Source organism: Streptomyces chengmaiensis, assembly GCF_029846775.1.
Classification (GTDB): Bacteria; Actinomycetota; Actinomycetes; order Streptomycetales; family Streptomycetaceae; genus Streptomyces; species Streptomyces chengmaiensis.
In genome coordinates, this window is record NZ_JARWBG010000004.1 from 83294 (window position 1) to 108214 (window position 24921).

Consider the following 24921-nt stretch of genomic DNA (forward strand, 5'->3'; position numbering starts at 1 on the left):
GCATGATGCAGAGTTCGCCGCGTGTCTCAGCCGCGGGCGTATGCGGTGGTGTGCAGCAGCTTGCCAGTGCCTGCGGGGGTGGCAGTCACACAGGAGGCATCCACCACGAACGCCTGCACCTGCCGTGCATCACGCGGGTGCGGCATCACCACGAGATAGGCGGCCGTTCCCTCATACTCGCCCTGTTCAAAGGCGAGGGGCGATTCAGCCCGTCCGGTGCCCTTCTGGATGCACGGTGGTACGGCGTCCGGAGTGAGCTTGGGCGTAACCGAGCCTTCCTGGCGCTCTACGGAGGGTCCCTTGTCGATTTTCGGCTCTGCCTCTGCGGGGCGACTGGCAAGCAACGAGTGGACCCGGTCCTGTAGTGCCGTGCCGGAGAATTCATGCTCGTTCCCCACTGCCGCGCTGACGGCCGTGTCCTCTTTCCCGGACGAGCTGCTGGTGCTCCCGGCCGTACCCAGCGTCTGAAACAGCAGGGTGCCCATCCCTACGGCTGCCGCACCGATGACGGCGGTCGTGAGGACCGTGCGCCGCCGTGAAGAGGAGCGACGGGCACGCCCAGGCCCTGTGGCGGCGCCTGGGCGCCCTGCAGGCCGGTCAGGGGAGCGGAGGGAGGAGGGGGTGGATGGGACGACGTCGACACGTAGCGGCGCCGGCGACGTTTCACGTGAAACATGCGCGCCGCCCGCCGGAGCTGTTGAGTCCAGCAGGGCCTCTGCGGCCAGCGCGGCGTCGATCCGCTCGGTGATATCGGCCGGCATACGCTGCGCGCCGGGCAGTGTGCCGAGAAGCCCACGGATCTCATCGAGCGAGGCCCGGACGTCAGCGCACAGCGGACAGCCGTCCAGGTGCTGCCGTAGGTCGGCCATACGCGTCGGTGGCAGCAGCCCCTCGGTGAGGTCGGAGATCTCCGAGACGTCCGGGTGCTGCGTCGTGTCGGCCGTGGATGTCACGCGCGTCCACCTCCGCCCTTCACGGCTGCAGGGTCGCCTGGCCCTGTCTCCCTTTGTCCCGACGCCGGTGGGACGGATGTCCCCGGCGTCCGGTTCCTTCCCCGGCTGATGACTGTGTTACCCCCGCCGTCACCGCCGTCACCGCGCAGATGAGTGAGCATGGGGAGCAGTCGCGCTCTGCCGCGGGCGCAGCGGCTCTTGACGGTGCCGACCGGTATGTCGAGAACCTCTGAGGCCTCGGCGACGGAGTAGCCCTGCATATCGACCAGCACCAGCGCGGCACGCTGGTCGACAGGGAGCCTGGCGAGCGCAGCGAGCAGCTGGCGGTGGAGATCCTGTCGCTCGGCAGGTGCCTCGGCCGACTCATACGGTTCCAGAAGCTGCTCCAGGCGATCCGTGTCGTCGACCGGTGATGTCTTGCGGGAAGCCGCTTTGCGGGCCCGGTCGAGGCAGGCGTTCACCGTGATGCGATGCAGCCAGGTGGTGACGGCGGACTGACCGCGGAACGTATGGGCCGCCCGGAAAGCGGAGACCAGGGCATCCTGGACCGCGTCGGCGGCCTCCTCCCTGTCCCCCAGGGTGCGCAGAGCGACGGCCCAGAGCCGGTCCCGATGCCGCCGTACCAGCTCACCGAAGGCATCCGGGTCTCCCGCTACATGGCGAGCGAGAAGCTCCTGGTCGCTGGTGTCGCCGAGTCTCGCGTATTCCAACGATGAGCCCCCTCCCCTGGTGTCTCAGCTCGTGATCTTGATCTCCGAGAGCTTGCCGCGGAAGCCGCCGCCGCTCGACGGGAGCTCGGTCAGCCACACCAGAACGTACCGGGTCTGCACCGTCTCGTCCGGCTTGAGGGAGAGGCTGGTGCCGCTTCCTTCGGCCACCTTGGTGAAGTCCTTGTATCCGGTCGGAGCGGCGGAGGCGTCCGCGGGCGCGGTCCGCAGCTCCACCGATGTGTCGCCGCCGAGGAAGGTGAGATCCACTGACCCGACCCGCTGGACCTTGCCCAGGTCGAGGACGATGCCCACGCCTGGCTTGAGCCCGCCGAGATCCGCGCGGAAGTAGTTGTCCGTCGGCCAGTAGGTGCTCGGGTCGCCGTCGTAGCTGTCCTTGACGTCGGCGGGCTTCTCCGAGCCGTTCCCGAGAGGGTCAAAATCCTGGGCGTCGACGATCGCGATCGGCTTTCCCGGCTCCGGCTCCGGTGCCGGGTTCTTCTCCTCGGGATCCGGCTGAGAGGTGCCGGGTTCGCTGGGAGAGGTGTCGCGGTCGAGCAGCTTGTCGGCGACTTGCCAGCTGCCGAGGCCGAGGGCGGCGATGAGGAGCGCCGACACGGTCCACTTCAGCGCACGTCCGGCCCGGCTCTGTAGGGGCGGGGGCGGAGGGGCGAGGGGCTGGGTGGCCGTGGGCGGCTGGTGAGCCGCAGGACGGCCGTATACGCCCCGCTGATAGTTGGTGTGCTGGTAGTCGGGCGGTGAGGCGAAGGCGGGCTCCGGCGGACGGATCCGCGGCATCGCCGAGACGGCCTTCACCAGCTCTTCGGGCGTGGTGCACGGCGGTTCCTGCCGGGAGGCGGTCGCCCCGTCGTTGACCAGTGCCCGCATGGCGAGCTCGGACAGACCCCGGTGGATTCCTGCCCGGACCTGGTCCGGGGCGATGAGCCCGACGCCCTTGGGCAGTCCCGACAGGCCGTACGCATCGCTCTCATACGGCCACCGCTGGGTCAGCGCGGCATAGAGCAGCGCTCCGATCGCTTCGGTGTCGGTGCGCTGCGGACGGTCGGCGGTGATGCCGCGCAGCGCTGCGTTCACCGCGAGCCCGCGGATGCGGTACTGGCCGGTCGACGTACGCAGCACCGCGCCCGGCGTGAGCCGAAGATGGGCGAGCCCTTCGCGGTGGGCGGCGGCCATGGCCTGGGAGACCTGTTCGGCGAGCTGGTAGGCGTCGTGCGGCTCCAGCGGGCCTGCCGCGAGCAGCGCGGTCAGCTCCGTCGCGTCGGGCAGCCACTCATGGACGACATAGACGAGGTCGTTCTCCTCGACGGCGTCCAGGACCTGGACGAAGCGCGGGTCGCCGAGCAGTGCGGCGGAGCGGGCCGCAGCCAGTACCGAGCGGGCCCGGGGATGGTCGGCGGGAAGCAGATGGACGCCGACGGCCCGGCGGAGTTTCTCGTCGACGGCGCGCCAACTGCTGAAACCGTCCAGACGGGTGACGCACTCCTCGAGGCGGTAGCGTCTGGCCAGTTTGTAACCGCTGTGGAGTTCGGGCGCGGAGATGGAGGGTTCGGCCTCCGTCCGCCCGCCGCTCCCGCCGGGCGCGGCGCTGCTCTCGGCAGAGGTCTGGGATCCAGCCGCCCCGTCGGCCGTGGCCTTGCCCGCCTGGGCGGTCAGCGGTTCGTCTCCGCTGTTGTCGGCCACGTCGACGGCAGCCGTGCTACGTTCCGCCACCGTCGTTCCTGCCTCCCCATCCGATGCGCCTTGTCCGACAGCCAAGCCAATTGTGCCCACAGTCCGGCGCTATGCACGACACATGGCGTCCGGCGATGGTTGTGCGGGAGGGCCTTTTCGGTGCCCGGCCCGCAGGACGGTCTCAGCGGCCGAGACGGCCCCTCACCATTCCGACCATGGCGTTGAGCTCTTCGATCCGCATCCGCTTCGCCGCCGCGAAGAAGACACCCAGCAGTACCACGGCCCCGCCTGCCAGCGCGGCCAGGGAACCGGCGGCCCCGCTGCCGAAGGCCCTGGTGGCGGCGAAGGCGACCCCGCCTGCGGCGATGGCGGCCGGCACGGACGCCATCGCCAGCCGGGCGTAGGTGCGCATCACATGGGTGCCGTCCAGATCGCCGCCCAGCCGCCGCTTGAGGCGCCGCCAGGCGATGCCTACGCCGACGGCGTAGGCGAGGCCGTAAGAGGCGGCCATGCCCACGACCGCCCAGCGGGCGGGCAGCAGCGCGAAGCACACACCGGAGGCGGCGGCGTTGACCGCCGCGACGATGACCGTGTTGTAGAAGGGCGTGCGAGTGTCCTCGTAGGCGTAGAAGCCGCGGAGGACGACGTACTGCACGGAGTACGGGATCAGTCCCAGACCGAAGGCCATCAGGGTGTATCCGATGTTGCGTGCGCCGTCCGCGCCGGAGCCGGCATACAGCAGCGTCGCCATCGGAACGCCGAGGGCGAGGAAGGCGAAGGCGCACGGCACGATGGCTACGGCCGAGGTGCGCAGACCGTAGGAGATGTCGTCGCGGACCGCGGCCGGGTCTCCGTCGTGTGCGGAGCGCGAGATCCGGGGGAGAACCGCCGTCATCACGGAGACGGTGATGATCGCCTGCGGCATCTGCCACAGCAGCAGTGCGTAGTTGTAGGCCGTGATCCCGGTGCCGGTGAAGCCCTCGCCCTCGGCGACGGAACCGGCCCAGGTGGCCAACTGGGTGACGACGATCATCCCGAGCTGGTTGGCGAGCACGAAGAAGAAGGTCCACTTGGCGAGGCCGACGGCCTTGCCAAGGCCATGGCCCTTCCAGTCGAAGCGCAGCCGCATGCTGAAACCGGCCTCGCGCAGATACGGGACCATGGCCAGCGCCTGGACGGTCAGTCCGAGCAGTGTGCCGATGCCCAGCAGCCGCACGCCCTCCGGGGTGATGGTGGAGGCGTCGACGCCCGACTCGGTGAAGCTGCCGAAGGCCCAGATGAAAGCGCCGAAGGTGGAGATGACGACGATGTTGTTCAGGACCGGCGTCCACATCATCGCGCCGAAGCGGCCACGGGCGTTGAGGATCTGACCGAGCACCACATGCACGCCCATGAAGAACATGGTGGGCAGGCAGTAGCGGGCGAAGGTGACCGTGACCTCCATCCGCTGCGGGTCGGAGGCGATCTCCGCTGACATCATCCGGATGAACAGGGGCGCGGCAAGCACACACAGCGTGGTGACGCCTGCCAGGAGGACCACCACGAGGGTCAGCAGCCGGTTGGCGTATGCCTCGCCTCCGTCGTCGTCGTTCTTCATCGCCCGGACGAGCTGGGGGATGAAGACGGCGTTGAGGGCGCCTCCCCCGACGAGGACGTAGATCATGGTCGGCAGGGTGTTGGCGACCTGGTAGGAGTCGTTGAGCGTGCCGACGCCGATGGCCGCCGCCATCACGAGGGTGCGCAGAAAGCCGGTAAGGCGGGAGACGATCGTGCCGGCTGCCATGACCGCACTCGACTTGAGCAGCCCGGCAGCCTTGCCGCCCGGCTTCTTCGGCGGAGCGGGCGCGGGTGCGGGCGCCGGTTCCGCTACGGGCATCGCGGTCTGCTGCCCCGACGTCTGCTGGTCACGGAAGAGGTGCGCGAACGCGTCGGGCTCCTGCTTCTCCTCACCAGCCTGCGTCACCAGATCGTCCACGCCGGTGAACTGGGTGGTCCTGGCGTCTTCACCGTACGGGAGGTGCCGGGACGGCCCCGAAGGCTCGGGCGGCGGGGTCTGCGCCCAGATCCTGGGGTCGGGAGCGTGCGGGGGCGCGGGCGGCTGGTGGTAGAGCGGCTGAGGTTCCGGGTAGCTGCCGGGGGGCGGCGGCGGATGAGCCGCCCGGTCGTAGAGCGCCTCGTCCACGGGATCCTGAGAGGGCAGCCCCTGCGCCTGGTACGGGTCCTCGGCGTAGGCGTCCTGGACATACGGATCCTGCGCATAGGGGCTCTGCCCATAGGGGTCGGGTGAAGGCTGGGACGGCGGTGGGCCCTGGTCTGCCGGGTTTCCGCCCGCGCCCTGACCGCGGTCACCGTCATACGGCGCGTTCATTGCCACCCCACCTCATCGTCCCCGGCCGGCCGGCCACGACATCGCTCAACGGTCCACTTTCTCACCCGCGCCCGACGGGTCGCCGCTTTCGGTCCCGGTGTCCGGCGTCGGGTCACTCGGCTGCTCGGGATCGGACCCGTCGCCGCCGTCTGCCCCGCCTGTCGGAACGGCCGTGGTGTTCTCGGCGCGCTTGGCGTCCTCAGCCTCGCCAAAGCTGTCCGCCTCCGCCGCGGACTCCCGCGCGGCCGCCCGCTTGCGCTGCGTGTACATCCTGACGCCGGCGAGCACCAGGAGCAGAACGCCGCCCGCGATGACCAGCATCACCGTCGGAGTGATCTCGGAGACCTTAACCGTGAAGGTCATCGGCAGACCGTACGGCTTTCCGTCCGCGGTGTAGAGCTGCGCCGTCATCTGCACCGGGCCGTTGGCATTGGCGTTGGCGTCGAATTTCACCGACTGGCTGTGACCGCCGTCCACCACGATCGGCTGTTCTGCGATCGGGTTGTCGTCGTCCAGGTTGAGCCGGGTGGCGCTCTCGGACCTCAGTCGCAGCACCAGGTGATCGACACCCTGGAGCAGCTTGTTCTGCACGGTGACCGGGATCGTCGCACTCCGTCCCGACAGTGTCACATCGGACTTCTCGATCAGCCGCACCTCTTCGGTCAGCCCCACCAGATTGTCGCTCACCGCTGTGCGGTAGCTCAGAGCGGCGGCTCCCTGACCGCGCCAGGACGTGGACATCTCCCGGTCGATGGCCCGGCCGAACGGAGTGACCACGCGATGGGGTGCGGTGAGGATGACCTTGAAGCTGTCGAGGACGGTCTGGGTGGCCCTGATGTCCTGGAACGCCTTGACCGGCAGCTCCTGCTTGCGCAGCTCCGAGGGGTACTGGGAGGAGCCGGGCACGATGGTGTGGGCGTCGGGGTCGGGCTTGGCCGCCGCGGCGGCCGTCAGGTCCTGCGGCTGCGTCCAGCGCCGGCCGTCGAGCGCGTGCAGGGCCCGCGACATCGACTGAGCCTGTGCGGCAGTGGGCATCCGCTGGGGGGCGACGACGATGCTCCGCTGGTCCTCCGGCCTCTCCAGGCTCACGGCCAGGGACTGGGCGGCGAACGTCTGGACGGCGAGTGCCGAGCTGTCGGCGCGGACCATGTCGCCCTCGAAAGCGGTGGACAGCCGGGCGTCGGTCACCACCGCAGTCGTACCGCCGCCGATGGGGCGGGCAGCCGTGGGCGTGTAGTCCAGGGTGTCCCGGAGACTGTCGCTGCGCGCGAGTACCTTGTGCGCCCCGCCGGAGGTTGCGACGTCGACGATCGAGGAGTCGATGGCACCGTCCACCGGCCAGGCGAAGTCGACCGACGGCTTCACATGGAGGATGGTCTCGACCGTGGTTTCGGCCACCTCGGTGGCCGGCTGGAGATGGCTGAGGGAGCCGGAGACGTTCTTGCCCCGGTGCGCCAGGGACGCCAGATCGGGGTCGGCGAAGGGCAGCGCGATGACCTTGCTCTCCTGCACCGCGGCTTCCAGCGCGGTCAGCCAGCGCTTGGCGACCGCCTGATGCTTCCCTTTGACGGTGGAGTCACCGGACTTGACCTCGTAGTTCCTGGTCATTGCGTCAACCGTGGCAAGCAGGTCAGGGTCGATCACCCACGTCACCGGCAGATCGTCACCCAGTGTGACCAGCTGGTCCAACCGGCCGCCAGGAGCGAGCTCGGCGGCCAGTGACTCGTTCTCGAAGACGGGCGTCTGCTGCTCGTCCGAACCCGACTCGGACGTGAGATGGGTCGATGAGATCAGCGGCCACAGATAGGTGAGCTGGGTCTTCTTCTCCATGGCTTCGGGCTGCCAGGGAAGGAAGGTCCGCTCGATGCCGAGGACCCGTTCATAGCGGGTGTCGGCTGTCCTGCCCGACAGGGACACCCCGAGCTGATAGACGCCGTCGTCGCTCAGATCCAGCTCGTCGGCCAGGACCGAGAGTGTGAAGTCACGGCTGATGCCCGGGACAAGCTGAGGGATCTTGAGCGTGTACTTGCCGCCGACCGGCGGTCCGTCGAGCCCTGGCGCATAGCCCGTGCGCTCGGAGGCACGGTCGATGGAGCTTCTGCTGGTCAGCCGCTGGCCCACCCGGAGGTCCAGCTCGGGCTCAGTGATCGTCTGCTTGCCCTTGTTGACCAGCGTGCCCGAGATGGTGATCGTGTCGTCCTTCTCCGGAGCGACCGGCGTCATCGTGGTCAAGGACACATCGACCGTGCGCGACCCCGTCGCGTCCTCGGCGGTGATCGCCCGCTCGGCAGCGTGGGCCGTGGAAGCGGCGGGGCCGCAGACCAGGCCGGCCAGCAGCGGAGCACCGAAGATGAGCGAGGCCGTACGCCGCAGCCGCCGGCGGGCAGGAGAGGTGTTCATCCCCTGGAAGTCTGCAGCCTCGGCCACGTGCTCGCCCGTCTCTCGTCGTCTGCTGCCGCTGGTGGGTGGTTGTCGGTTTGTGCGTCCACGCATGGTAACGAGGCGCGCTGTGCCGAAGTGCTGCGGTACAGCTCACATGATCGGAGGAAGTGTCCCAGGGCCACGGTAAACGGGGACGCCGGGGTCGGCCTGGGCACGTACCCTCTTCTGTTGTGCCGAACGCCTATGAAGACATCCCCACTGCCCTGAGCCAGGCGCAACACCGAGCGGTCAGCGAACTGCTGCGTGTCTCTCCTGTCGCCGATGAGCTCGCTCGCCGATTCCAGAAGGCCGGTTTCAGCCTCGCCCTGGTCGGTGGATCGGTCAGGGACGCCCTGCTGGGCCGGCTCGGCAACGATCTGGACTTCACCACGGACGCCCGCCCCGAGGACGTGCTGAAGATCATTCGTCCATGGGCGGACTCCGTCTGGGAGGTCGGGATCGCGTTCGGCACGGTCGGCTCCCAGAAGGATGCTCGCGTCGGCGATGACGTTCAGCGTTTCCAGATCGAGGTCACCACTTACCGCTCGGAGGCGTACGACAGGACGTCGCGCAAACCGGAGGTCTCCTATGGCGACTCGATCGAGGAGGACTTGGTCCGGAGGGACTTCACCGTCAATGCGATGGCCGTGGCACTCCCTGAGAAGGAGTTCGTCGACCCGCATGGAGGCCTGAGGGATCTTGCCGAGGGTGTGCTGCGTACGCCGGGCACCCCGGAGGAGTCGTTCTCCGACGACCCGCTGCGCATGATGCGGGCCGCGCGGTTCGCCGCGCAGCTTGACTTCGAGGTTGCGCCCGAGGTTGTCGCCGCCATGAAGGCTATGGCGGGCCGTATCGAGATCGTCTCGGCCGAGCGTGTGCGGGACGAGTTGAACAAGTTGATCCTTTCCGCCCACCCCCGTAAGGGCCTCGCCCTGCTCGTCGACACCGGGCTCGCCGGACATGTGCTGCCTGAGCTGCCCGCGCTGCGCCTGGAGGGCGATGAGCACCACCGTCACAAGGACGTCTATGAGCACTCTCTGACCGTTCTGGAACAGGCGATCGCGCTGGAGGAGGAGGGTCCGGACCTGGTGCTGAGGATGGCGGCGCTCCTGCATGACATCGGCAAGCCGCGTACCCGGCGCTTCGAGAAGGATGGCCGGGTCTCCTTCCACCATCACGAAGTGGTGGGCGCGAAGATGACCAAGAAGCGGCTGAGCGCGCTGAAGTACTCCAATGAACTGGTGAAGGACATCTCTCGACTGGTCGAGCTGCATCTGCGCTTCCATGGATATGGAACCGGGGAGTGGACCGACTCCGCCGTGCGCCGGTATGTGCGTGATGCGGGTCCGCAACTGTCCCGGCTGCATAAGCTCACCCGCTCCGACTGCACCACCCGCAACAAGCGGAAGGCTGCCGCCCTCTCCCGCGCCTACGACGGACTTGAAGAGCGGATTGACCAGCTGAAGGAGCAGGAGGAGCTCGATGCGATCCGGCCTGACCTGAACGGCAACCAGATCCAGGAGATCCTGGGCATCCGTCCCGGTCCGCTCGTCGGCAGGGCGTATGCCCATCTGCTGGAGCTGCGACTGGAGAACGGCCCCATGGAGCACGATGTCGCAGTCGCCGCCCTCAAGGAGTGGTGGGCGGCCCAGGACGGGGTGTAAGCCGGGAGGAGCCCGATGGGGGCGTCATGTTTCACGTGAAACATGACGACAGGTGTCGAAGGAGATCGCCGAGGGGCGATGTTTCACGTGAAACATCGCCCCTCGGGCTACAAGGCCGTCGCTTCGGTTATTTTTCGATCTCGTTGAGGCACAGGACGAACTTCTGGCCGGAGCTCCGGCGGCCGCCGCTGGTCTGCTCGTAGTAGCCGATGTCGGCTTTGCCGTCGCAGACCGAGCTGTCCGTGGTGTCCGCGTGGACCGAGACCACCTTGAACTCGGCCTTGGTGTCGCCGCACTCCACGATTTCGAGATCAGGGCTGATCGTCGTTCCGTTGTTGTGCATGCAGTCGCCTGCCTCGGCGTTCTCTGCGTCGTTCTGGCTCAGCAGCCAGAAGACGCCGAAGCCGATCACGGCGACCACGGCGACCACGATCCTGAAGATCGTTTTGATGCTTATCCGCCGGCCCCCGGAAGACGGGGGTGGCGGAGGGGGAGTGCCCCACTGCTGCTGAGGCTGGGCGGGCTGCTGAGGGAACCCCTGTCCCGGCTGCTGGGGCGGGTAGGGCTGCTGCTGGGGATAGCCGTAGCCGGGCTGCTGCTGGGGCTGCGGCGGCTGCTGGGCGTAGGGGCCCGGCTGCCCATATGCGTGTGGCCCCGGCTGTGGTGGATGCGTCATCTGTGGACTCCCCCGATGCATGCGATCGCTTGTTTGACGCGCGCACGCTATAGCATCGGGTCAAGTCTCTTCCAATGGACCAGGGTTAGGGCGACGGCCGCATAGAGGGACGCCACCATGAGCACCAGCGTCGCGGACCGTCCGTCGGCGGGAAGAATCAGGGCCGCGACCCCGGCGGCGCCGACGAATGCCACGTTGAACAGCATGTCGTAGAGCGAGAAGACCCGGCCGCGATAGGCGTCGTCCACCGATGTCTGCACCACTGTGTCGGTAGTGATCTTCACTCCTTGAGTGACGAGTCCCAGAACGAAGGCGGCGACCAGCATCGGGCCGGGAGCGAAGGGCAGACCCAGGGCGGGCTCCAGTACGGCGGCGGTGGCCGCACAGGTCACCATCCAGCCGTAGGGGCCCATCCGCTCTACCGTCCAAGGGGTGAGGGCGGCAGCGGCGAAGAAACCCGCGCCCGAGACGGCGACGGCCACGCCGAGCAAGGCCAGTCCCTCGTCCTCGCTGTCGTACCAGGCGTAGCGGCAGAGCATAAGGACCATCACCGTCAGTGCCCCGTAGCAGAAGCGCATCAGTGTCATGGCGGTCAGCACGCGAGCCGCGTTTCGCCGTTCCGCCAGATGCCGCAGCCCTTCCCATAGACCGCGGACGGTGGAGGAGATGGCGGTGGACAGCCGTGGCTGAACCAACTGCGGGTCAGGTCCGAGGAGTTCACGCGACATCCGCAGGGAGGCGAGCCCTGCGCACATATACAGACCTGCGCCGAGCAGCACGACGACCGCGTCGGAGTCCGAGGCGACAATCCGCACCAGAAAGGCCAGTCCGCCGCCCGCCGTCGCGGCCAGGGTGCCGGCGGTCGGCGAAAGGGAATTCGCCAGGACGAGCCGCTCGCGGTCCACGACGCGGGGCAGCGAGGCGGCCAGTCCGGCCAGCACGAACCGATTGACGGCGGTGACGGACAGGGCCGAGGCGTAGAACAGCCAGTCTGGCACTGCGGCCAGGATCAGCACGGCGGTGCCGACGGCGAGGACGGCGCGCAGCAGATTGCCGTACAGAAACACCTGACGGCGCTGCCAGCGGTCGAGCAGAACGCCGGCGAACGGCCCGATCAGGGAGTACGGCAGCAGCAGCACTGCCATGGCGGAGGCGATGTCGGCCGGAGAGGTCTGCCGCTCCGGAGAGAAGACCACATAGGTGGCGAGCGCGACCTGGTAGACGCCGTCGGCCGCCTGGGAGAGCAGCCGAACGGTGAGCAGCCGCCGGAAATTGGCCAGACGCAGCAGCACGCGCAGATCACGCACGACAGGCATGCGAGCAAGCGTCACATATGAGGAGGGTCCCCGGGCGGATTGCCCGGGGACCCTCCTAAAGGAACAGCCGTCCTCGGCCGCGGACGGCCTGGCCGTCGCAGGACCAGGACTCAGCGCTCGACCTCGCCCTTGATGAACTTCTCGACGTTCTCACGGGCCTCGTCGTCGAAGTACTGAACCGGCGGGGACTTCATGAAGTAGGAGGAGGCGGAGAGGATCGGGCCGCCGATGCCCCGGTCCTTGGCGATCTTCGCGGCGCGCAGCGCGTCGATGATGACGCCCGCCGAGTTCGGGGAGTCCCAGACCTCGAGCTTGTACTCCAGGTTCAGCGGGACGTCGCCGAAGGCGCGGCCTTCAAGGCGCACATACGCCCACTTGCGGTCGTCCAGCCATGCGACATAGTCCGACGGGCCGATGTGGACGTTCTTCTCGCCCAGGTCCCGGTCGGGGATCTGCGAGGTGACGGCCTGCGTCTTGGAGATCTTCTTGGACTCCAGGCGCTCACGCTCGAGCATGTTCTTGAAGTCCATGTTGCCGCCGACGTTGAGCTGCATCGTGCGGTCCAGGATGACGCCCCGGTCCTCGAACAGCTTGGCCATCACACGGTGCGTGATGGTGGCGCCGACCTGGGACTTGATGTCGTCGCCGACGATCGGGACACCGGCCTCGGTGAACTTGTCCGCCCACTCCTTGGTGCCCGCGATGAAGACCGGGAGGGCGTTGACGAAGGCAACCCCGGCGTCGATGGCGCACTGGGCGTAGAACTTGGCGGCTTCCTCGGAGCCGACGGGCAGGTAGCAGACGAGGACGTCGACCTGCTTGTCCTTGAGCGTCCGGACGACGTCGACCGGGGCCTCGGACGATTCCTCGATGGTCTGCAGGTAGTACTTGCCCAGGCCGTCGAGGGTGTGGCCGCGCTGCACCGTCACGCCCGTGGCGGGCACGTCGCAGATCTTGATGGTGTTGTTCTCGCTGGCGCCGATGGCGTCCGCGAGGTCGAGGCCGACCTTCTTGGCGTCCACGTCGAACGCCGCCACGAACTCGACGTCCCGCACGTGGTAGTCGCCGAACTGGACGTGCATCAGCCCCGGCACCTTGCTGGCCGGGTCGGCGTCCTTGTAGTACTCGACGCCCTGCACCAGCGAGGCGGCGCAGTTGCCCACGCCGACGATGGCTACGCGAACCGAACCCATTTCCGGTTGCTCCCTGTTTGATCTCGGTATTCCGGATGAGCCTCTGCGGACCGCAGAAGGCTCACGTGGTGGTGTCGTCGGACGGATCCGGCGGGGTGTCGCCTCCAGGGGGCGTGCCCCCGGAGGCGACACCCCGCCGGGGCAGGCCGCCCGTCTCTCCAGATGTGCTGTCCTGCTGAGCAGAGCCGCCGGGGGAGGCTCGACGCTGATCCCGCCCCGCCCGCTCGCTCTCGATGAGCTCGTTCAGCCAGCGCACCTCGCGCTCCACGGACTCCATGCCGTGCCGCTGCAGCTCAAGCGTGTAGTCATCGAGGCGCTCGCGGGTGCGGGCCAGGGAAGCGCGCATCTTCTCCAGACGCTCCTCCAGCCGGCTGCGGCGGCCTTCGAGCACCCGCATGCGCACCTCGCGCTCCGTCTGCCCGAAGAAGGCGAAGCGGGCCGCGAAGTGCTCGTCCTCCCAGGTGTCGGGGCCGGTGTGGGAGAGGAGCTCCTCGAAGTGTTCCTTTCCTTCCGCCGTAAGCCGGTAGACGATCTTGGCGCGCCGCCCGGCCAGTGAGGCCGCGAGGGCGTCCTCCGGGGCGCTGCCCGGCTCCTCGATCAACCAGCCGTTGGCGACCAGCGTCTTCAGGCACGGGTAGAGGGTTCCGTAACTGAACGCACGGAAGATCCCCAGCGAGGTGTTGAGTCGTTTACGCAGCTCATACCCGTGCATCGGGGCTTCGCGGAGCAGACCGAGCACGGCGAACTCGAGGATCCCGGAGCGTCTGCTCATCGTCGCCTCCCTCGCCGCACCCCGTCCCGTCAGGCCTCTCAAGCGGGACGATGTGTTGTCCTGATGTATCGAGTCGATACATCAGCACGATAGAACGGCGTGCCTGCTGCGACAAGTGGTGCGGCGGTGAACGGCGTCACATCGTCAATTCGTCGGAAGGAACTTGCCTGATATGGGGTGAACTTCAGGGCTAGGTGGGTTTTGACCGTGCGTAGTCTGTGCGGCATGCAGACCACCGGGAACCAAGTGACGCCTCGCCGCGTCCTCGCCGTGGGTGCAGTGCGGATGAGCGTGTTCCAGAACTCGTCCGTATCCAAGTCGGGGGGACCGGAACCCAACTGCCGCTTCCAGGCGTCTCGCCTGTCCGAGGAGTAGTCGTTCGATGAGCGAGCACCGTCGCAAACCGCCGCAGTCGCAGGGCGGCGGACGTGCCGGGGCCAGACGCGCCGCCCAGCAGTCCGCCGGCCGCCGCGCAGCCCCGCCCAGGGGCGCCGCCTCGGCCTCCCCTTCCGTCTCCCATGACGCCCATGGCGAGGAGCGGCCCTATATGGGCCGGGCCGAGGCGAGAAAGGCGGCTCAGCGCTCCGGCGGACGCCGCCGTATGGACGAGGACGCGGGCCACGGAGGCCGTGGATCCGGCGGCGGCCGGCGCGGAGGCGGCGGCAACGGCCGTGATGAGGGCCCCGGCCGCGGCGGGCAGCCCGGCAAACGGCGGCTGATCGACTATCCGCGCCACGGCAAATACGGATGGCGGCGATGGGTGCCGTCCTGGAAGCTGTTCACCGGTCTGTGCCTGGGCTTCCTCGGCATGCTGATGGGCGCCGCGACGATCGCGTACGCCATGGTCGCCGTGCCCAACCCGGCGGACGCGGCCACCGCGCAGAACAACGTCTACTACTGGTCGGACGGCACCCAGATGGCTGCCACCGGCGGCGAGGTCAACCGCCAGATCATCTCCATCGAAGAGATCCCGATGGAGATGCAGAACGCCGTCATCTCCGCGGAGAACAAGACCTTCCGGACCGACCAGGGCATTGACCCGATGGGCATCGGGCGGGCCGTGTTCAACATGGCCAGGGGGCAGCAGACCCAGGGCGGCTCCACGATCACCCAGCAGTATGTGAAGAACGCCCGGCTCAACGACCAGTCGCAGACCCTCAGCCGCAAGGTCGAGGAACTGTTCATCTCGATAAAGGTGAACAACGAGATGAAGAAGCCCGAGATCATGGAGGGCTATCTCAACACCTCGTACTACGGCCGCGGCGCGTACGGCATCCAGGCCGCGGCGCGCACGTACTACAACAAGGACGCCAAGGACCTGAGCGCCAGCGAGTGCGCGGTCCTCGCCTCGCTGCTGAAGGGCGCGACGTACTACGACCCGGCGGGCAACGCCGAGATCGACCCCAAGGCTGACGCCAAGTCCAACCTCGAGCGGGCGACCAAGCGCTGGGCGTGGATCCTGGACGAGATGGTCAAGGACGGCCACCTCAGCGCCGCGGAGCGGGCGAAGTACACCGAGTTCCCGATGCCCGCGAAGCCGCGTAAGAGCGCCCAGCTCGGCGGGCAGATCGGCTATCTGGTGAACCTCGCCAAGGCGTACTTCATCAACAACAACGATCAGGGCATCACGGCCGACGCTCTGGGCACGGGCGGCTACGAGATCCACACCACCTTCGACAAGACCAAGGTCAAGCAGCTCGAGAAGGCGGTCAAGGATCTCCGGGAGAAGAAGATCGACCCCGAGAAGCGCCCGAAGACCGATACGCACGTCCAGTTCGGCGGCGCGTCCGTGGACACCGGGACCGGGGCGATCGTCGCCATCTACGGTGGTGAGGACGCCACCAAGCACTTCACCAACAACGCCGACCAGACCGGCGCCCAGGTCGGTTCGACCTTCAAGCCGTTTGTGCTGGCCGCGGCGATGCGGGACGGCGTACGCGACCCTCAGGGACCGCAGGTGCAGGGCCCTGACTCGCGGCGGATCGTCGACCCCGACAAGAGCCGCTACAACGGCAAGAACAAGCTCAAGATCAAGAACTATGACGGGAGCGTCTGGCAGAACGAGGAAGGAAAGGAGTGGCTGCAGGTCAACGACGGCGATCAGAGCTATGACAACATCAGCCTGCGCGAGGCCATGATCCACTCCGCCAACTCGCCGTTCGTCCAGCTCGGCATGGACATCGGGATCGGCAAGGTCAGGGAAGCGGCGATCGACGCCGGACTGCTGGAGTCCAGCCTCTCCAAGGCGAACGTGCCCTCCTTCTCACTCGGCATCTCCGAGCCCAGCGCGATCCGCATGGCCAGCTCCTACGCCACGTTCGCCGCCAACGGCGAGCAGCGCGAGCCGTACTCCGTCACCAAGGTCATGCACAAGGGCAAGACCGTCTTCGAGCACGAGGACACGTCCAAGCGGGCCTTCTCCACGGCGGTGGCCGGCAATGTCACCGATGTGCTGCGGTCCGTCGTCGAGGACCCGGAGGGCACCGGCCGGAAGGCGGCGATCGACGGCCGCCAGGTGGCCGGGAAGACCGGCACCACCGACGGCAACCGCTCCGCCTGGTTCGTCGGCTACACCCCGCAGCTGTCGACCGCGATCGACATGTACCGCCTCGACGACGACGAGACGAACAAGGACCGCAAGTTCGAGGAGATGTACGGCACCGGCGGCGAGCAGAAGATCCACGGTTCGTCGTTCCCGTCGCAGATCTGGCGCGCGTATATGACCGAGGCAGTCAAGGGCACGCCGGTCAAGGAGTTCCCCGAGCCGGAGTCGATCGACGGGGAGGCCGTCTGGGGCGGCGGCGCGGTCAGCCCGAAGCCGACCCCGCCGGCGGATCCGTCCGAGACGCCCTCGGAGACGCCTTCTCAGACGCCGTCCGAGACCCCGTCGGGCTCCACCAGCCCGGACCCGACCGAGTCCTGCAACCCGTGGGAGGACTGGCGCTGCCGCCCCGACGACGGTGAGACCGGCGGCAACGGCGGAACCGACGGCGGTGACAACGGCGGGCCGGGCAATCCCGCCGGAGGCGGCGGCAACGGCGGCCTTGTCAATGGGGGCGGCGGCAACGGAGGCGGCGGCAGCAGCGAACCGAGCAGCTCCACGTCCAGCTCGCCGGGCGCGGACGAGGGCACCACCGACGGAGGCTTCTTCGGCGGAGCCTCCTCAGGGGCCGAGTAGCCGCCCTCGGCCGTGGCCGGCGAAGGGCCGCCGCACCCGGACGCACAGCCCTGTGCAGGCCGGGTACGGCGGCCCTCGCCGTATCCCCCGATTCGTACGGCAGGATGTGCAGCATGCCCAGCGCGGAGAGAACGAGCCCGACGACCAAGAACCGGACCGAGGTGCGCCCCACCCGGCGGGACGAGATCGCCGCGGCCGGGAGCGAGCTGATCGGCGGCCCGGCGGGCCGCTGGGCCAGGCGCGGCGGCAACGGCCGGCTGACCCCCGTGCGCGTGGTGGCGCTGGTCGCCATCGGGATGTTCGCGCTCGGGATGGTGCAGAAGCTGCCCTGCTACAACTGGGCGTGGTTCCGGGGTGCCAGCTCCCAGTACACACATGCCTGCTATTCGGACATTCCGCACCTCTATCTCGGCCGCGGCTTCTCCGATGGGCTCATCCCGTACTTCGACCGGCTGCCCGGCGACATGGAGTACCTCGAGTACCCCGTGCTGACCGGCCTGTTTATGCAGGTCGCTTCCTGGATCAACGATGCGGCGTCCTGGCTGGGCCTGCCGGGCGGCGATCTGAAGAGCCAGGAGCAGATGTACTGGATGGTCAACGCGGGCATGCTGATGGTCTGCGCCGCGGTCATCGCCGTGTGCGTAGCCCGCACACACCGCCGCCGCCCGTGGGATGCGCTGCTGGTGGCCCTGGCGCCCGCCTTCGCGCTCACCGCGACCATCAACTGGGATCTGCTGGCCGTATCCCTCACCGCCGCGGCGATGCTGATGTGGTCCCGCGGCCGCGCGCTGGCCTTCGGCCTCCTCATCGGCCTGGCCACCGCGGCCAAGCTCTATCCGGTGCTGCTGCTGGGCCCGCTGCTGCTGCTGTGCTGGCGCGCCGGGAAGTGGCGGGAATTCGCCCTCGCGTTTCTGGGGGCCGCCGGGGCGTGGCTGGCGGTGAATCTGCCAGTGATGGCCCTGGCGCCGGACGGCTGGAAGAAGTTCTACACCTTCAGCCAGGAGCGGCAGATCGACTTCGGTTCCTTCTGGCTGATCATCACCCAGCGCACCGGCAGGGGCATCGAGGTCGAGTCGGTCAACGCCTACGCCATGCTGCTGATGCTGCTGGCCTGCGCGGGAATCGCCACGCTCGCCCTGACCGCGCCTCGCCGGCCGCGCCTCGCCCAGCTCGCCTTCCTTGTGGTGGCCGCGTTCATCCTCACCAACAAGGTCTATTCACCGCAGTACGTGCTGTGGCTGATCCCGCTCGCCGCGCTGGCCCGTCCGCGCTGGCGGGACTTCCTGGTGTGGCAGGCCTGCGAGGTCGTCTACTTCCTGGGCATCTGGACGTACCTCGCCTATACGACCAGCGAGAACCACCAGGGTCTGCCGCCTGAGGGCTACCAGATCGCGATCGCCCTGCATCTGCTGGGAACCCTGTATCTGTGCGCCGTGGTCGTACGGGACATTCTCAAGCCGGAACGGGACGGCGTACGCCGGGACGGGTCGGACGACCCCTCGGGCGGAGTGCTCGACGGCGCCGAGGACGTCTTCGTCCTGGGCGGAGCCGCCGAACGCGATCCGCGCCCTGCCGCCCATACGGCCGACGGGGTGCGGGTGGAGTGGGGGATGCGCTGAGCGTCCCCCGGCAGCGGCAGCGGCAGGGGGCGGTCAACAGTTAGGTCAGCCGTCAGGTCAGCAGTCGACGAGCCGGTCGAACTGCGTCGTCGTGTGCCGCAGATGCGCCACCAGTTCGTCCCCGACCTTCGGCTCCGGCGCATCCGACGGAACGAACAGGATCGACACCTGCATATGCGGTGGCTCGGCGAACCAGCGCTGCTTGCCCCCCCATACGAACGGCGACAGATTGCGGTTCACCGTCGCCAGGCCGGCCCTCGCCACGCCCTTGGCGCGCGGCATCACGCCATGCATTGCCTTCGGCGCCTCCAGGCCCACGCCATGGGAGGTCCCTCCCGCCACGACGACGAGCCAGCCGTCCGAAGCGGCCTTCTGCTGCCGGTAGCCGAAGCGGTCTCCCTTGACCACACGGGTCACGTCGAGCACCGCGCCCCGGTACTCGGTCGCGTCATGGTCGCCCAGCCAGAGCCGGGTGCCGATGCGCGCGCGGAAGCGGGTCTGCGGGAACTGCTGCTGCAGCCGCTGCTGCTCCTCGGCCCTGAGATGGCTGACGAACATGGTGTGCAGCGGCAGCCGAGCGGCCCGCAGCCGGTCCATCCATGCGATGACCTCCTCGACCGCGTCCGTGCCGTCCGTGCGGTCGAGCGGCAGATGCAGCGCGAACCCCTCCAGGCGCACGTCCTCGATGGCCGAGTGAAGCTGCCCGAGGTCCTGCTCGCTGACGCCGTGACGCTTCATGGTGCTCATGCACTCGATGACCACACGCGCCCCCACCAGGGCGTGCACACCGTCGACGGAGGAGACAGAGCGCACCACCCGGTTCGGCAGCGGAACCGGTTCTTCGCCGCGCCGGAAGGGGGTCAGAACCAGCAGGTCCCCACCGAACCAGTCCTTGATCCGCGCCGCCTCGTAGGTGGTGCCCACGGCGAGCAGACCGGCCCCGAAGCGTGTCGCCTCCTCGGCGAGCCGCTCATGGCCGAAGCCATAGCCATTGCCCTTGCACACGGGGACCAGCCCTGGGAACTGGTCGATCACGGACTTCTGGTGCGCCCGCCAGCGCGCGGTGTCGACGTAGAGGGAGAGCGCCATGCGGTCCGGTACCTCTCTGGGGTGTCGGGAATGTTCAGACTAGGGGGCTGCGCTGCGGTCAGCGGCGGGACATATACATGTCCAGCGCCTTGTGGAGCAGCTTGTTGAGCGGGAAGTCCCACTCGCCCACGTACTCGACGGCCTCACCGCCGGTGCCGACCTTGAACTGGATCAGTCCGAAGAGGTGGTCGGTCTCGTCCAAGGAGTCGCTGATGCCTCGCAGGTCGTAGACGGTGGCGCCCATGGCGTATGCATCGCGCAGCATCCGCCACTGCATCGCGTTCGACGGGCGGACCTCGCGCTTGTGATTGGCCGAGGCGCCGTACGAGTACCAGACGTGGCCACCGACGATCAGCATGGTCGCCGCGGCCACGTTCTCCCCTTCGTGGCGTGCGAAGTACAGACGCATGCGGTTGGGGTCCTCGTTGTTGAGGACGGTCCACATCCGCTGGAAGTACGACAGCGGACGAGGCCGGAAGCGGTCGCGCTCGGCGGTCACCTCGTAGAGCCGCTGCCACTCGGCGAGGTCGTCATAGCCGCCCTGGACGACCTCGACCCCCGCCTTGTCCGCCTTCTTGATGTTGCGCCGCCAGAGCTGGTTGAAGCCCTTGAGGACATCGTCGAGCGAACGGTCGGCGAGCGGCACCTGGAAGACATAGCGCGGCTGGACGTCGCCGAAGCCGGCGCCGCCGTCCTCGCCCTGCTGCCAGCCCATCTTGCGCAGCCGGTCGGACACCTCGAAGGCACGTGGCTCGATGTGCGTAGCCTCGACGTCCCGGAGGCGCTTCACATCGGGGTCCTGGATGCCCGCCTTGATCGCTGCTGCGTCCCACCGCCGGATGACCACCGGGGGACCCATCTTCACGGAGAACGCGCCCTGCTGCTTGAGGTGGGCCAGCATGGGCTGCAGCCAGTCCTCGAGGTTCGGGGCGTACCAGTTGATGACCGGGCCCTCGGGGAGGTACGCGAGATAGCGCTTGATCTTGGGAAGCTGCCGGTAGAGCACCAGGCCCGCGCCCACGAGCTGCCCGTTCCTGTCGAACCAGCCCAGACTCTCCGAACGCCACTCGGTCTTCACATCCGCCCATGCCGGGACCTGGCAGTGACTGGCCGAGGGCAGGCTCTGGATATAGGCCAGATGCTGCTCGCGGCTGATGGTCCTCAGGGTCAGGCTCATTGCGGGGCGCTCCTCGGCTGGTGTGTCCCCATGGGTCAGGGGCTCCGGCTCTCGTGCCGAAGCCTACTGGGCGGGGTGAGCGCCCCGAATGGCCTGTGGATGACTCAGTTTGCCGAAGCCGGGCCTTCGCCGAGGCGTCAGCCGACGACGCCGCCGAAGAGTCCGCCGTGTGCCATGCCGAGGAAGAACCCCACGGCGGACGCGCCGAGCCCGATGATCAGCAGGAAGCGCTCGCGCGTGGTCGCCGAGATGTACTGCCCGTACGCGCCGGTGAGGATGCCCACGAGCCCCGACCACGAGCTGAGCAGATGCAGATCGTGGAACTGCGCCGAGGTGAAGGACAGTGCGCCGAGCACCAGCGTCACGACCATCAGGGTGTCCTGGACGGGGTGGGGCTTGCCGTCCGTGGCGAGCAGAGATCCGGAGGGACGCATTGCCTGTGCCATGAGGCACCTCCTGGCGTAGCCGGAGCGCGGCGCACTGTAGCGCCGCGCACACCCGATGTGTACAGATTGCGTCCGCAGGCCCTCGGATTTCAACCGGAAGGGGATCGACGGGTACTGTGTACGTTCTGCACTGGTGTCTGTCCAGGCCGGAAACGCAATTCCGAGAGCTGCACCCGACCCGACCGCGACGGTCGACCGGGCTCGTCAGACCGGATTGTCAGTGGCGGCTGTTTTACTCGTCAGACATCGGTGCCAACGCATCACGACCCTCCTGCCACGGAACGACCGTGGCCGCTGAGTCCAAAGGAGGTGGGTTACACATGCGTCACTACGAGGTGATGGTCATCCTCGACCCCGATCTCGAGGAGCGCGCTGTCTCCCCGCTGATCGAGAACTTCCTCTCCGTCGTCCGCGAGGGCAACGGAAAGGTGGAGAAGGTCGACACCTGGGGCCGTCGTCGTCTCGCTTACGAGATCAAGAAGAAGCCCGAGGGCATCTACTCGGTCATCGACCTGCAGGCCGAGCCTGCGGTCGTCAAGGAGCTCGACCGCCAGATGAACCTGAACGAGTCGGTCCTCCGGACCAAGGTCCTCCGCCCCGAGACCCACTGAGCGCCTAGCTCAGAGGCCATCGGGCCCGAGTGGCAACAAGCAGCCAGAAGCAATCCCCGCCGAGAGGTTCACCCATGGCAGGCGAGACCGTCATCACGGTCGTCGGCAATCTCGTCGACGACCCCGAGCTGCGCTTCACCCCGTCCGGTGCGGCGGTCGCGAAGTTCCGCGTCGCGTCCACTCCCCGCACCTTCGACCGCCAGACCAATGAGTGGAAGGACGGCGAGAGCCTCTTCCTCACCTGCTCGGTCTGGCGTCAGGCGGCGGAGAACGTCGCCGAGTCGCTCCAGCGCGGCATGCGCGTCGTCGTTCAGGGCCGGCTCAAGCAGCGGTCCTACGAGGACCGCGAGGGCATCAAGCGCACGGTCTTCGAACTGGACGTCGACGAGGTCGGCCCCAGCCTTCGGAACGCGACCGCCAAGGTCACCAAGACCAGCGGCCGCGGTGCCCAGGGTGGATACGGCGGCGGGCAACAGCAGGGCGGCGGCTGGGGCGGCGGCCCCGGCGGTGGTCAGCAGGGCGGCGGCGCTACCGCCGACGACCCCTGGGCCACCAGCGCGCCGGCCGGCGGCGGCCAGCAGGGCGGCGGAGGAGGCTGGGGCGGCGGCTCCGGCGGTTCCGGCGGCGGCTACTCGGACGAGCCCCCCTTCTAAGGGGTCCCGGGCCTCTTGAGGGCTCCGGGGCAGCTCGTACCCCCACTTCTTGATCACACAGGAGATACACCATGGCGAAGCCGCCTGTGCGCAAGCCGAAGAAGAAGGTCTGCGCATTCTGCAAGGACAAGACCGCGTACGTGGACTACAAGGACACGAACATGCTGCGGAAGTTCATTTCCGACCGCGGCAAGATTCGTGCCCGCCGCGTCACCGGCAACTGCACTCAGCACCAGCGTGACGTCGCCACGGCCGTCAAGAACAGCCGTGAGATGGCGCTGCTGCCCTACACGTCCACCGCGCGCTAAGGAGAGGGTGACCAGCATATGAAGATCATCCTCACCCACGAGGTCTCTGGCCTCGGCGCCGCCGGCGACGTCGTCGACGTCAAGGACGGCTACGCTCGCAACTACCTGGTTCCGCGCGGTTTCGCGATCCGCTGGACCAAGGGCGGCGAGAAGGACGTGGCGCAGATCCGTCGCGCCCGCAAGATCCACGAGATCGCGACCATCGAGCAGGCCAACCAGATCAAGGCTCAGCTCGAGGCCGTCAAGGTGCGTCTGGCTGTTCGCTCCGGCGACTCCGGCCGCCTCTTCGGCTCCGTCACCCCGGCTGACATCGCTTCGGCGATCAAGACCGCCGGTGGTCCGGAGGTCGACAAGCGCCGTGTCGAGCTCGGTTCGCCGATCAAGACCCTGGGCTCGCACCGGGTGTCCGTGCGTCTGCACCCCGAGGTCGCCGCGACTCTCGGCGTCGAGGTCATCGCCGCCTGAGCAAGCGCCTGACTCTTGCAGTCGGAAGGGGCCGCACTCTTCGGAGCGCGGCCCCTTTGCGTTGCCTCATTGCGCTGTTTCACGTGAAACGCCGGAAGCGGCGACTGCCGTATGCCGGGAGCGCTACCGCGTCGCACCGGTGACGATCCAGCGCCCGGACCGAGTACGCCACCACAGAGTCAGCATGCGCACCGTCATCATCAGCGCCATGGCCCACCACAGTGCGCTCAGCCCGCCTCCGAACGTGGGCACCAGCAGGGCGACCGGCGCGAACACGGCGAGGGTCACCAGCATGGCCCCGGCCAGATATGGACCGTCCCCGGCGCCCATCAGCACGCCGTCGAGAACGAAGACCACACCCGCGATCGGTTGGCTTACGGCGACGATGAGGAGCACCGGCAGCAAGGTGTCGTAGACGGCAGGGTCGCTGGTGAACAGCGGAATGAAGAGCGGTCGCGAGACCGAGACCAGCAGCCCCAGCACCACCCCTGCAGCCACACCCCATTCGACCATCCGGCGACAGGCCTGCCGTGCGCCCACGGCGTCCCCCGCCCCCAGATGCCGTCCGATGATCGCCTGCCCTGCGATGGCGATGGCGTCGAGTGCGAAGGCCAGCAGGCTCCACAGAGCCAGCACGATCTGATGGGCGGCGATGTCCACATCCCCAAGCCGTGCCGCGACCGCGGTGGCGATCAACAGTACGGCGCGGATGGACAGCGTACGGATCAGCAGTGGGACACCTGCCTGGGCGCTTGCGCGGATGCCTGCGGCATCCGGCCGGAGCGAGGCGCCGTGCCGCCGTGCCCCGCGGACCACAACGATCAGGTAGGCGATGGCCATGGCGCACTGGGCGAGGACGGTCCCCCAGGCAGAGCCGGCGATGCCGAGGCCCGCCCCGTAGACGAGCAGCGCGTTCAGAGCCGCGTTCGATGTGAAACCGCCGATGGCGATGTAGAGGGGAGTCCGTGTGTTCTGCAGACCGCGCAGCACGCCGGTGGCCGCCAGGACTGTCAGCATGGCCGGTATGCCGAGGCTGGAGATACGCAGATAGGTGATCGCATAGGGGGCCGCGGTTTCGGAGGCTCCGAAGGCATGCACCAGCCAGGGGGCGGCGGGGAGCGCGATGGCGACGACCGCCACGCCGAGCAGGAGGGCGAGCCAGACGCCGTCCATGCCCTGGCGAATGGCGGAGGTCAGATCGCCGGCGCCGACACGGCGGGCGACGGCGGCGGTGGTCGCATAGGCCAGAAAGACGAAGACGTTGACGGCGGTCATCAACAGGGCTGCCGCCACACCCAGGCCTGCGAGTTGCGTGGTGCCGAGATGGCCGATGATGGCGCTGTCGGCCATCACGAAGAGCGGTTCGGCGACCAGAGCGCCGAAGGCGGGCAGGGCGAGCCCGATGATCTCTCGGTCGTGTCGGTGTCGGCGTTCCTTGGGCAACTCGGGGGCCTGCGTCATGGCGGCAATCTAGTCTTCCACAGGTAATAGATGCAAATAAAGATCAGTCCTTACTGAGAGGGTGGGGGCGGTAACTGCTGTGCGCCGTTTGTTCTGATCTTGGTCCAGTCGGGAAAGTTTTTCTCCCCCACAGCCGGTGGATGGAGAAAGTG

The 24921-nt window shown here is 68.0% G+C and carries 20 protein-coding genes; 7 read left to right on the top strand and 13 right to left on the bottom strand.

Annotated features, from left to right (window positions below; genetic code table 11):
- Positions 1-26: 26 nt before the first annotated feature.
- The 5 genes from QCN29_RS05285 to QCN29_RS05305 form a co-directional block, all read right to left on the bottom strand.
- Complete coding sequence (locus QCN29_RS05285; RefSeq protein ID WP_279926519.1) at positions 27-485, bottom strand: hypothetical protein; 459 nt, start codon at positions 483-485, stop codon at positions 27-29.
- 464 nt (positions 486-949) lie between these two features.
- Entirely contained in the window at positions 950-1663 is a 714-nt protein-coding gene (gene sigM / locus QCN29_RS05290; RefSeq protein ID WP_279926520.1) for an RNA polymerase sigma factor SigM, read from the bottom strand.
- 24 nt (positions 1664-1687) lie between these two features.
- On the bottom strand, positions 1688-3391 hold the full coding sequence (locus QCN29_RS05295) for a protein kinase family protein (RefSeq protein ID WP_279926521.1): 1704 nt from the start codon (positions 3389-3391) through the stop codon (positions 1688-1690).
- A gap of 142 nt (positions 3392-3533) precedes the next feature.
- The gene (gene murJ / locus QCN29_RS05300; protein WP_279926522.1) at positions 3534-5720 is read right to left on the bottom strand and encodes a murein biosynthesis integral membrane protein MurJ; all 2187 of its coding nucleotides are present in this window, start codon (positions 5718-5720) and stop codon (positions 3534-3536) included.
- A gap of 45 nt (positions 5721-5765) precedes the next feature.
- Entirely contained in the window at positions 5766-8147 is a 2382-nt protein-coding gene (locus QCN29_RS05305; protein WP_279926523.1) for a DUF6049 family protein, read from the bottom strand.
- Between the two features lie 185 nt (positions 8148-8332).
- On the opposite strand from QCN29_RS05305, the gene QCN29_RS05310 reads away from it, so the two are divergent.
- The gene (locus tag QCN29_RS05310) at positions 8333-9805 is read left to right on the top strand and encodes a CCA tRNA nucleotidyltransferase (RefSeq protein ID WP_279926524.1); all 1473 of its coding nucleotides are present in this window, start codon (positions 8333-8335) and stop codon (positions 9803-9805) included.
- Positions 9806-9932: 127 nt separating this feature from the next.
- Here the strand turns inward: QCN29_RS05310 and QCN29_RS05315 are convergent, their stop codons facing one another.
- From QCN29_RS05315 to QCN29_RS05330, 4 genes are all read right to left on the bottom strand, one after another.
- On the bottom strand, positions 9933-10481 hold the full coding sequence (locus tag QCN29_RS05315; RefSeq protein WP_279926525.1) for an LppU/SCO3897 family protein: 549 nt from the start codon (positions 10479-10481) through the stop codon (positions 9933-9935).
- A gap of 47 nt (positions 10482-10528) precedes the next feature.
- A complete protein-coding gene (locus tag QCN29_RS05320) occupies positions 10529-11797 on the bottom strand; it encodes an MFS transporter (RefSeq protein ID WP_279926526.1) in 1269 nt (422 codons plus the stop codon).
- 110 nt (positions 11798-11907) lie between these two features.
- Positions 11908-12990, bottom strand: a complete 1083-nt coding sequence (locus QCN29_RS05325; protein ID WP_279926527.1) for an inositol-3-phosphate synthase — start codon at positions 12988-12990, stop codon at positions 11908-11910.
- A 61-nt stretch (positions 12991-13051) separates the two neighbouring features.
- Positions 13052-13762, bottom strand: a complete 711-nt coding sequence (locus QCN29_RS05330) for a PadR family transcriptional regulator (protein WP_279926528.1) — start codon at positions 13760-13762, stop codon at positions 13052-13054.
- Positions 13763-14144: 382 nt separating this feature from the next.
- Here QCN29_RS05330 and QCN29_RS05335 point away from each other — a divergent pair, with 382 nt between their 5' ends.
- The gene (locus QCN29_RS05335) at positions 14145-16940 is read left to right on the top strand and encodes a transglycosylase domain-containing protein (RefSeq protein WP_279926529.1); all 2796 of its coding nucleotides are present in this window, start codon (positions 14145-14147) and stop codon (positions 16938-16940) included.
- A 113-nt stretch (positions 16941-17053) separates the two neighbouring features.
- A complete protein-coding gene (locus QCN29_RS05340) occupies positions 17054-18559 on the top strand; it encodes a glycosyltransferase family 87 protein (protein WP_279926530.1) in 1506 nt (501 codons plus the stop codon).
- 57 nt (positions 18560-18616) lie between these two features.
- On the opposite strand, the gene QCN29_RS05345 is transcribed toward QCN29_RS05340, so the two are convergent.
- The 3 genes from QCN29_RS05345 to QCN29_RS05355 form a co-directional block, all read right to left on the bottom strand.
- Entirely contained in the window at positions 18617-19648 is a 1032-nt protein-coding gene (locus QCN29_RS05345; RefSeq protein WP_279926531.1) for an alanine racemase, read from the bottom strand.
- A gap of 58 nt (positions 19649-19706) precedes the next feature.
- The gene (locus QCN29_RS05350) at positions 19707-20825 is read right to left on the bottom strand and encodes a lipid II:glycine glycyltransferase FemX (protein WP_279926532.1); all 1119 of its coding nucleotides are present in this window, start codon (positions 20823-20825) and stop codon (positions 19707-19709) included.
- 137 nt (positions 20826-20962) lie between these two features.
- Positions 20963-21271, bottom strand: coding sequence for a hypothetical protein (locus QCN29_RS05355; protein WP_240136959.1), 309 nt, complete (start codon positions 21269-21271; stop codon positions 20963-20965).
- A 320-nt stretch (positions 21272-21591) separates the two neighbouring features.
- Here QCN29_RS05355 and rpsF point away from each other — a divergent pair, with 320 nt between their 5' ends.
- From rpsF to rplI, 4 genes are all read left to right on the top strand, one after another.
- Complete coding sequence (rpsF, locus tag QCN29_RS05360; RefSeq protein WP_004950685.1) at positions 21592-21882, top strand: 30S ribosomal protein S6; 291 nt, start codon at positions 21592-21594, stop codon at positions 21880-21882.
- 74 nt (positions 21883-21956) lie between these two features.
- Positions 21957-22535, top strand: coding sequence for a single-stranded DNA-binding protein (locus tag QCN29_RS05365; protein ID WP_279926533.1), 579 nt, complete (start codon positions 21957-21959; stop codon positions 22533-22535).
- A 71-nt stretch (positions 22536-22606) separates the two neighbouring features.
- Entirely contained in the window at positions 22607-22843 is a 237-nt protein-coding gene (gene rpsR / locus QCN29_RS05370; protein ID WP_005315025.1) for a 30S ribosomal protein S18, read from the top strand.
- A gap of 18 nt (positions 22844-22861) precedes the next feature.
- The gene (rplI, locus tag QCN29_RS05375) at positions 22862-23308 is read left to right on the top strand and encodes a 50S ribosomal protein L9 (RefSeq protein ID WP_279926534.1); all 447 of its coding nucleotides are present in this window, start codon (positions 22862-22864) and stop codon (positions 23306-23308) included.
- 123 nt (positions 23309-23431) lie between these two features.
- On the opposite strand, the gene QCN29_RS05380 is transcribed toward rplI, so the two are convergent.
- Complete coding sequence (locus QCN29_RS05380; protein WP_279926535.1) at positions 23432-24769, bottom strand: MATE family efflux transporter; 1338 nt, start codon at positions 24767-24769, stop codon at positions 23432-23434.
- Positions 24770-24921 lie beyond the last annotated feature (152 nt).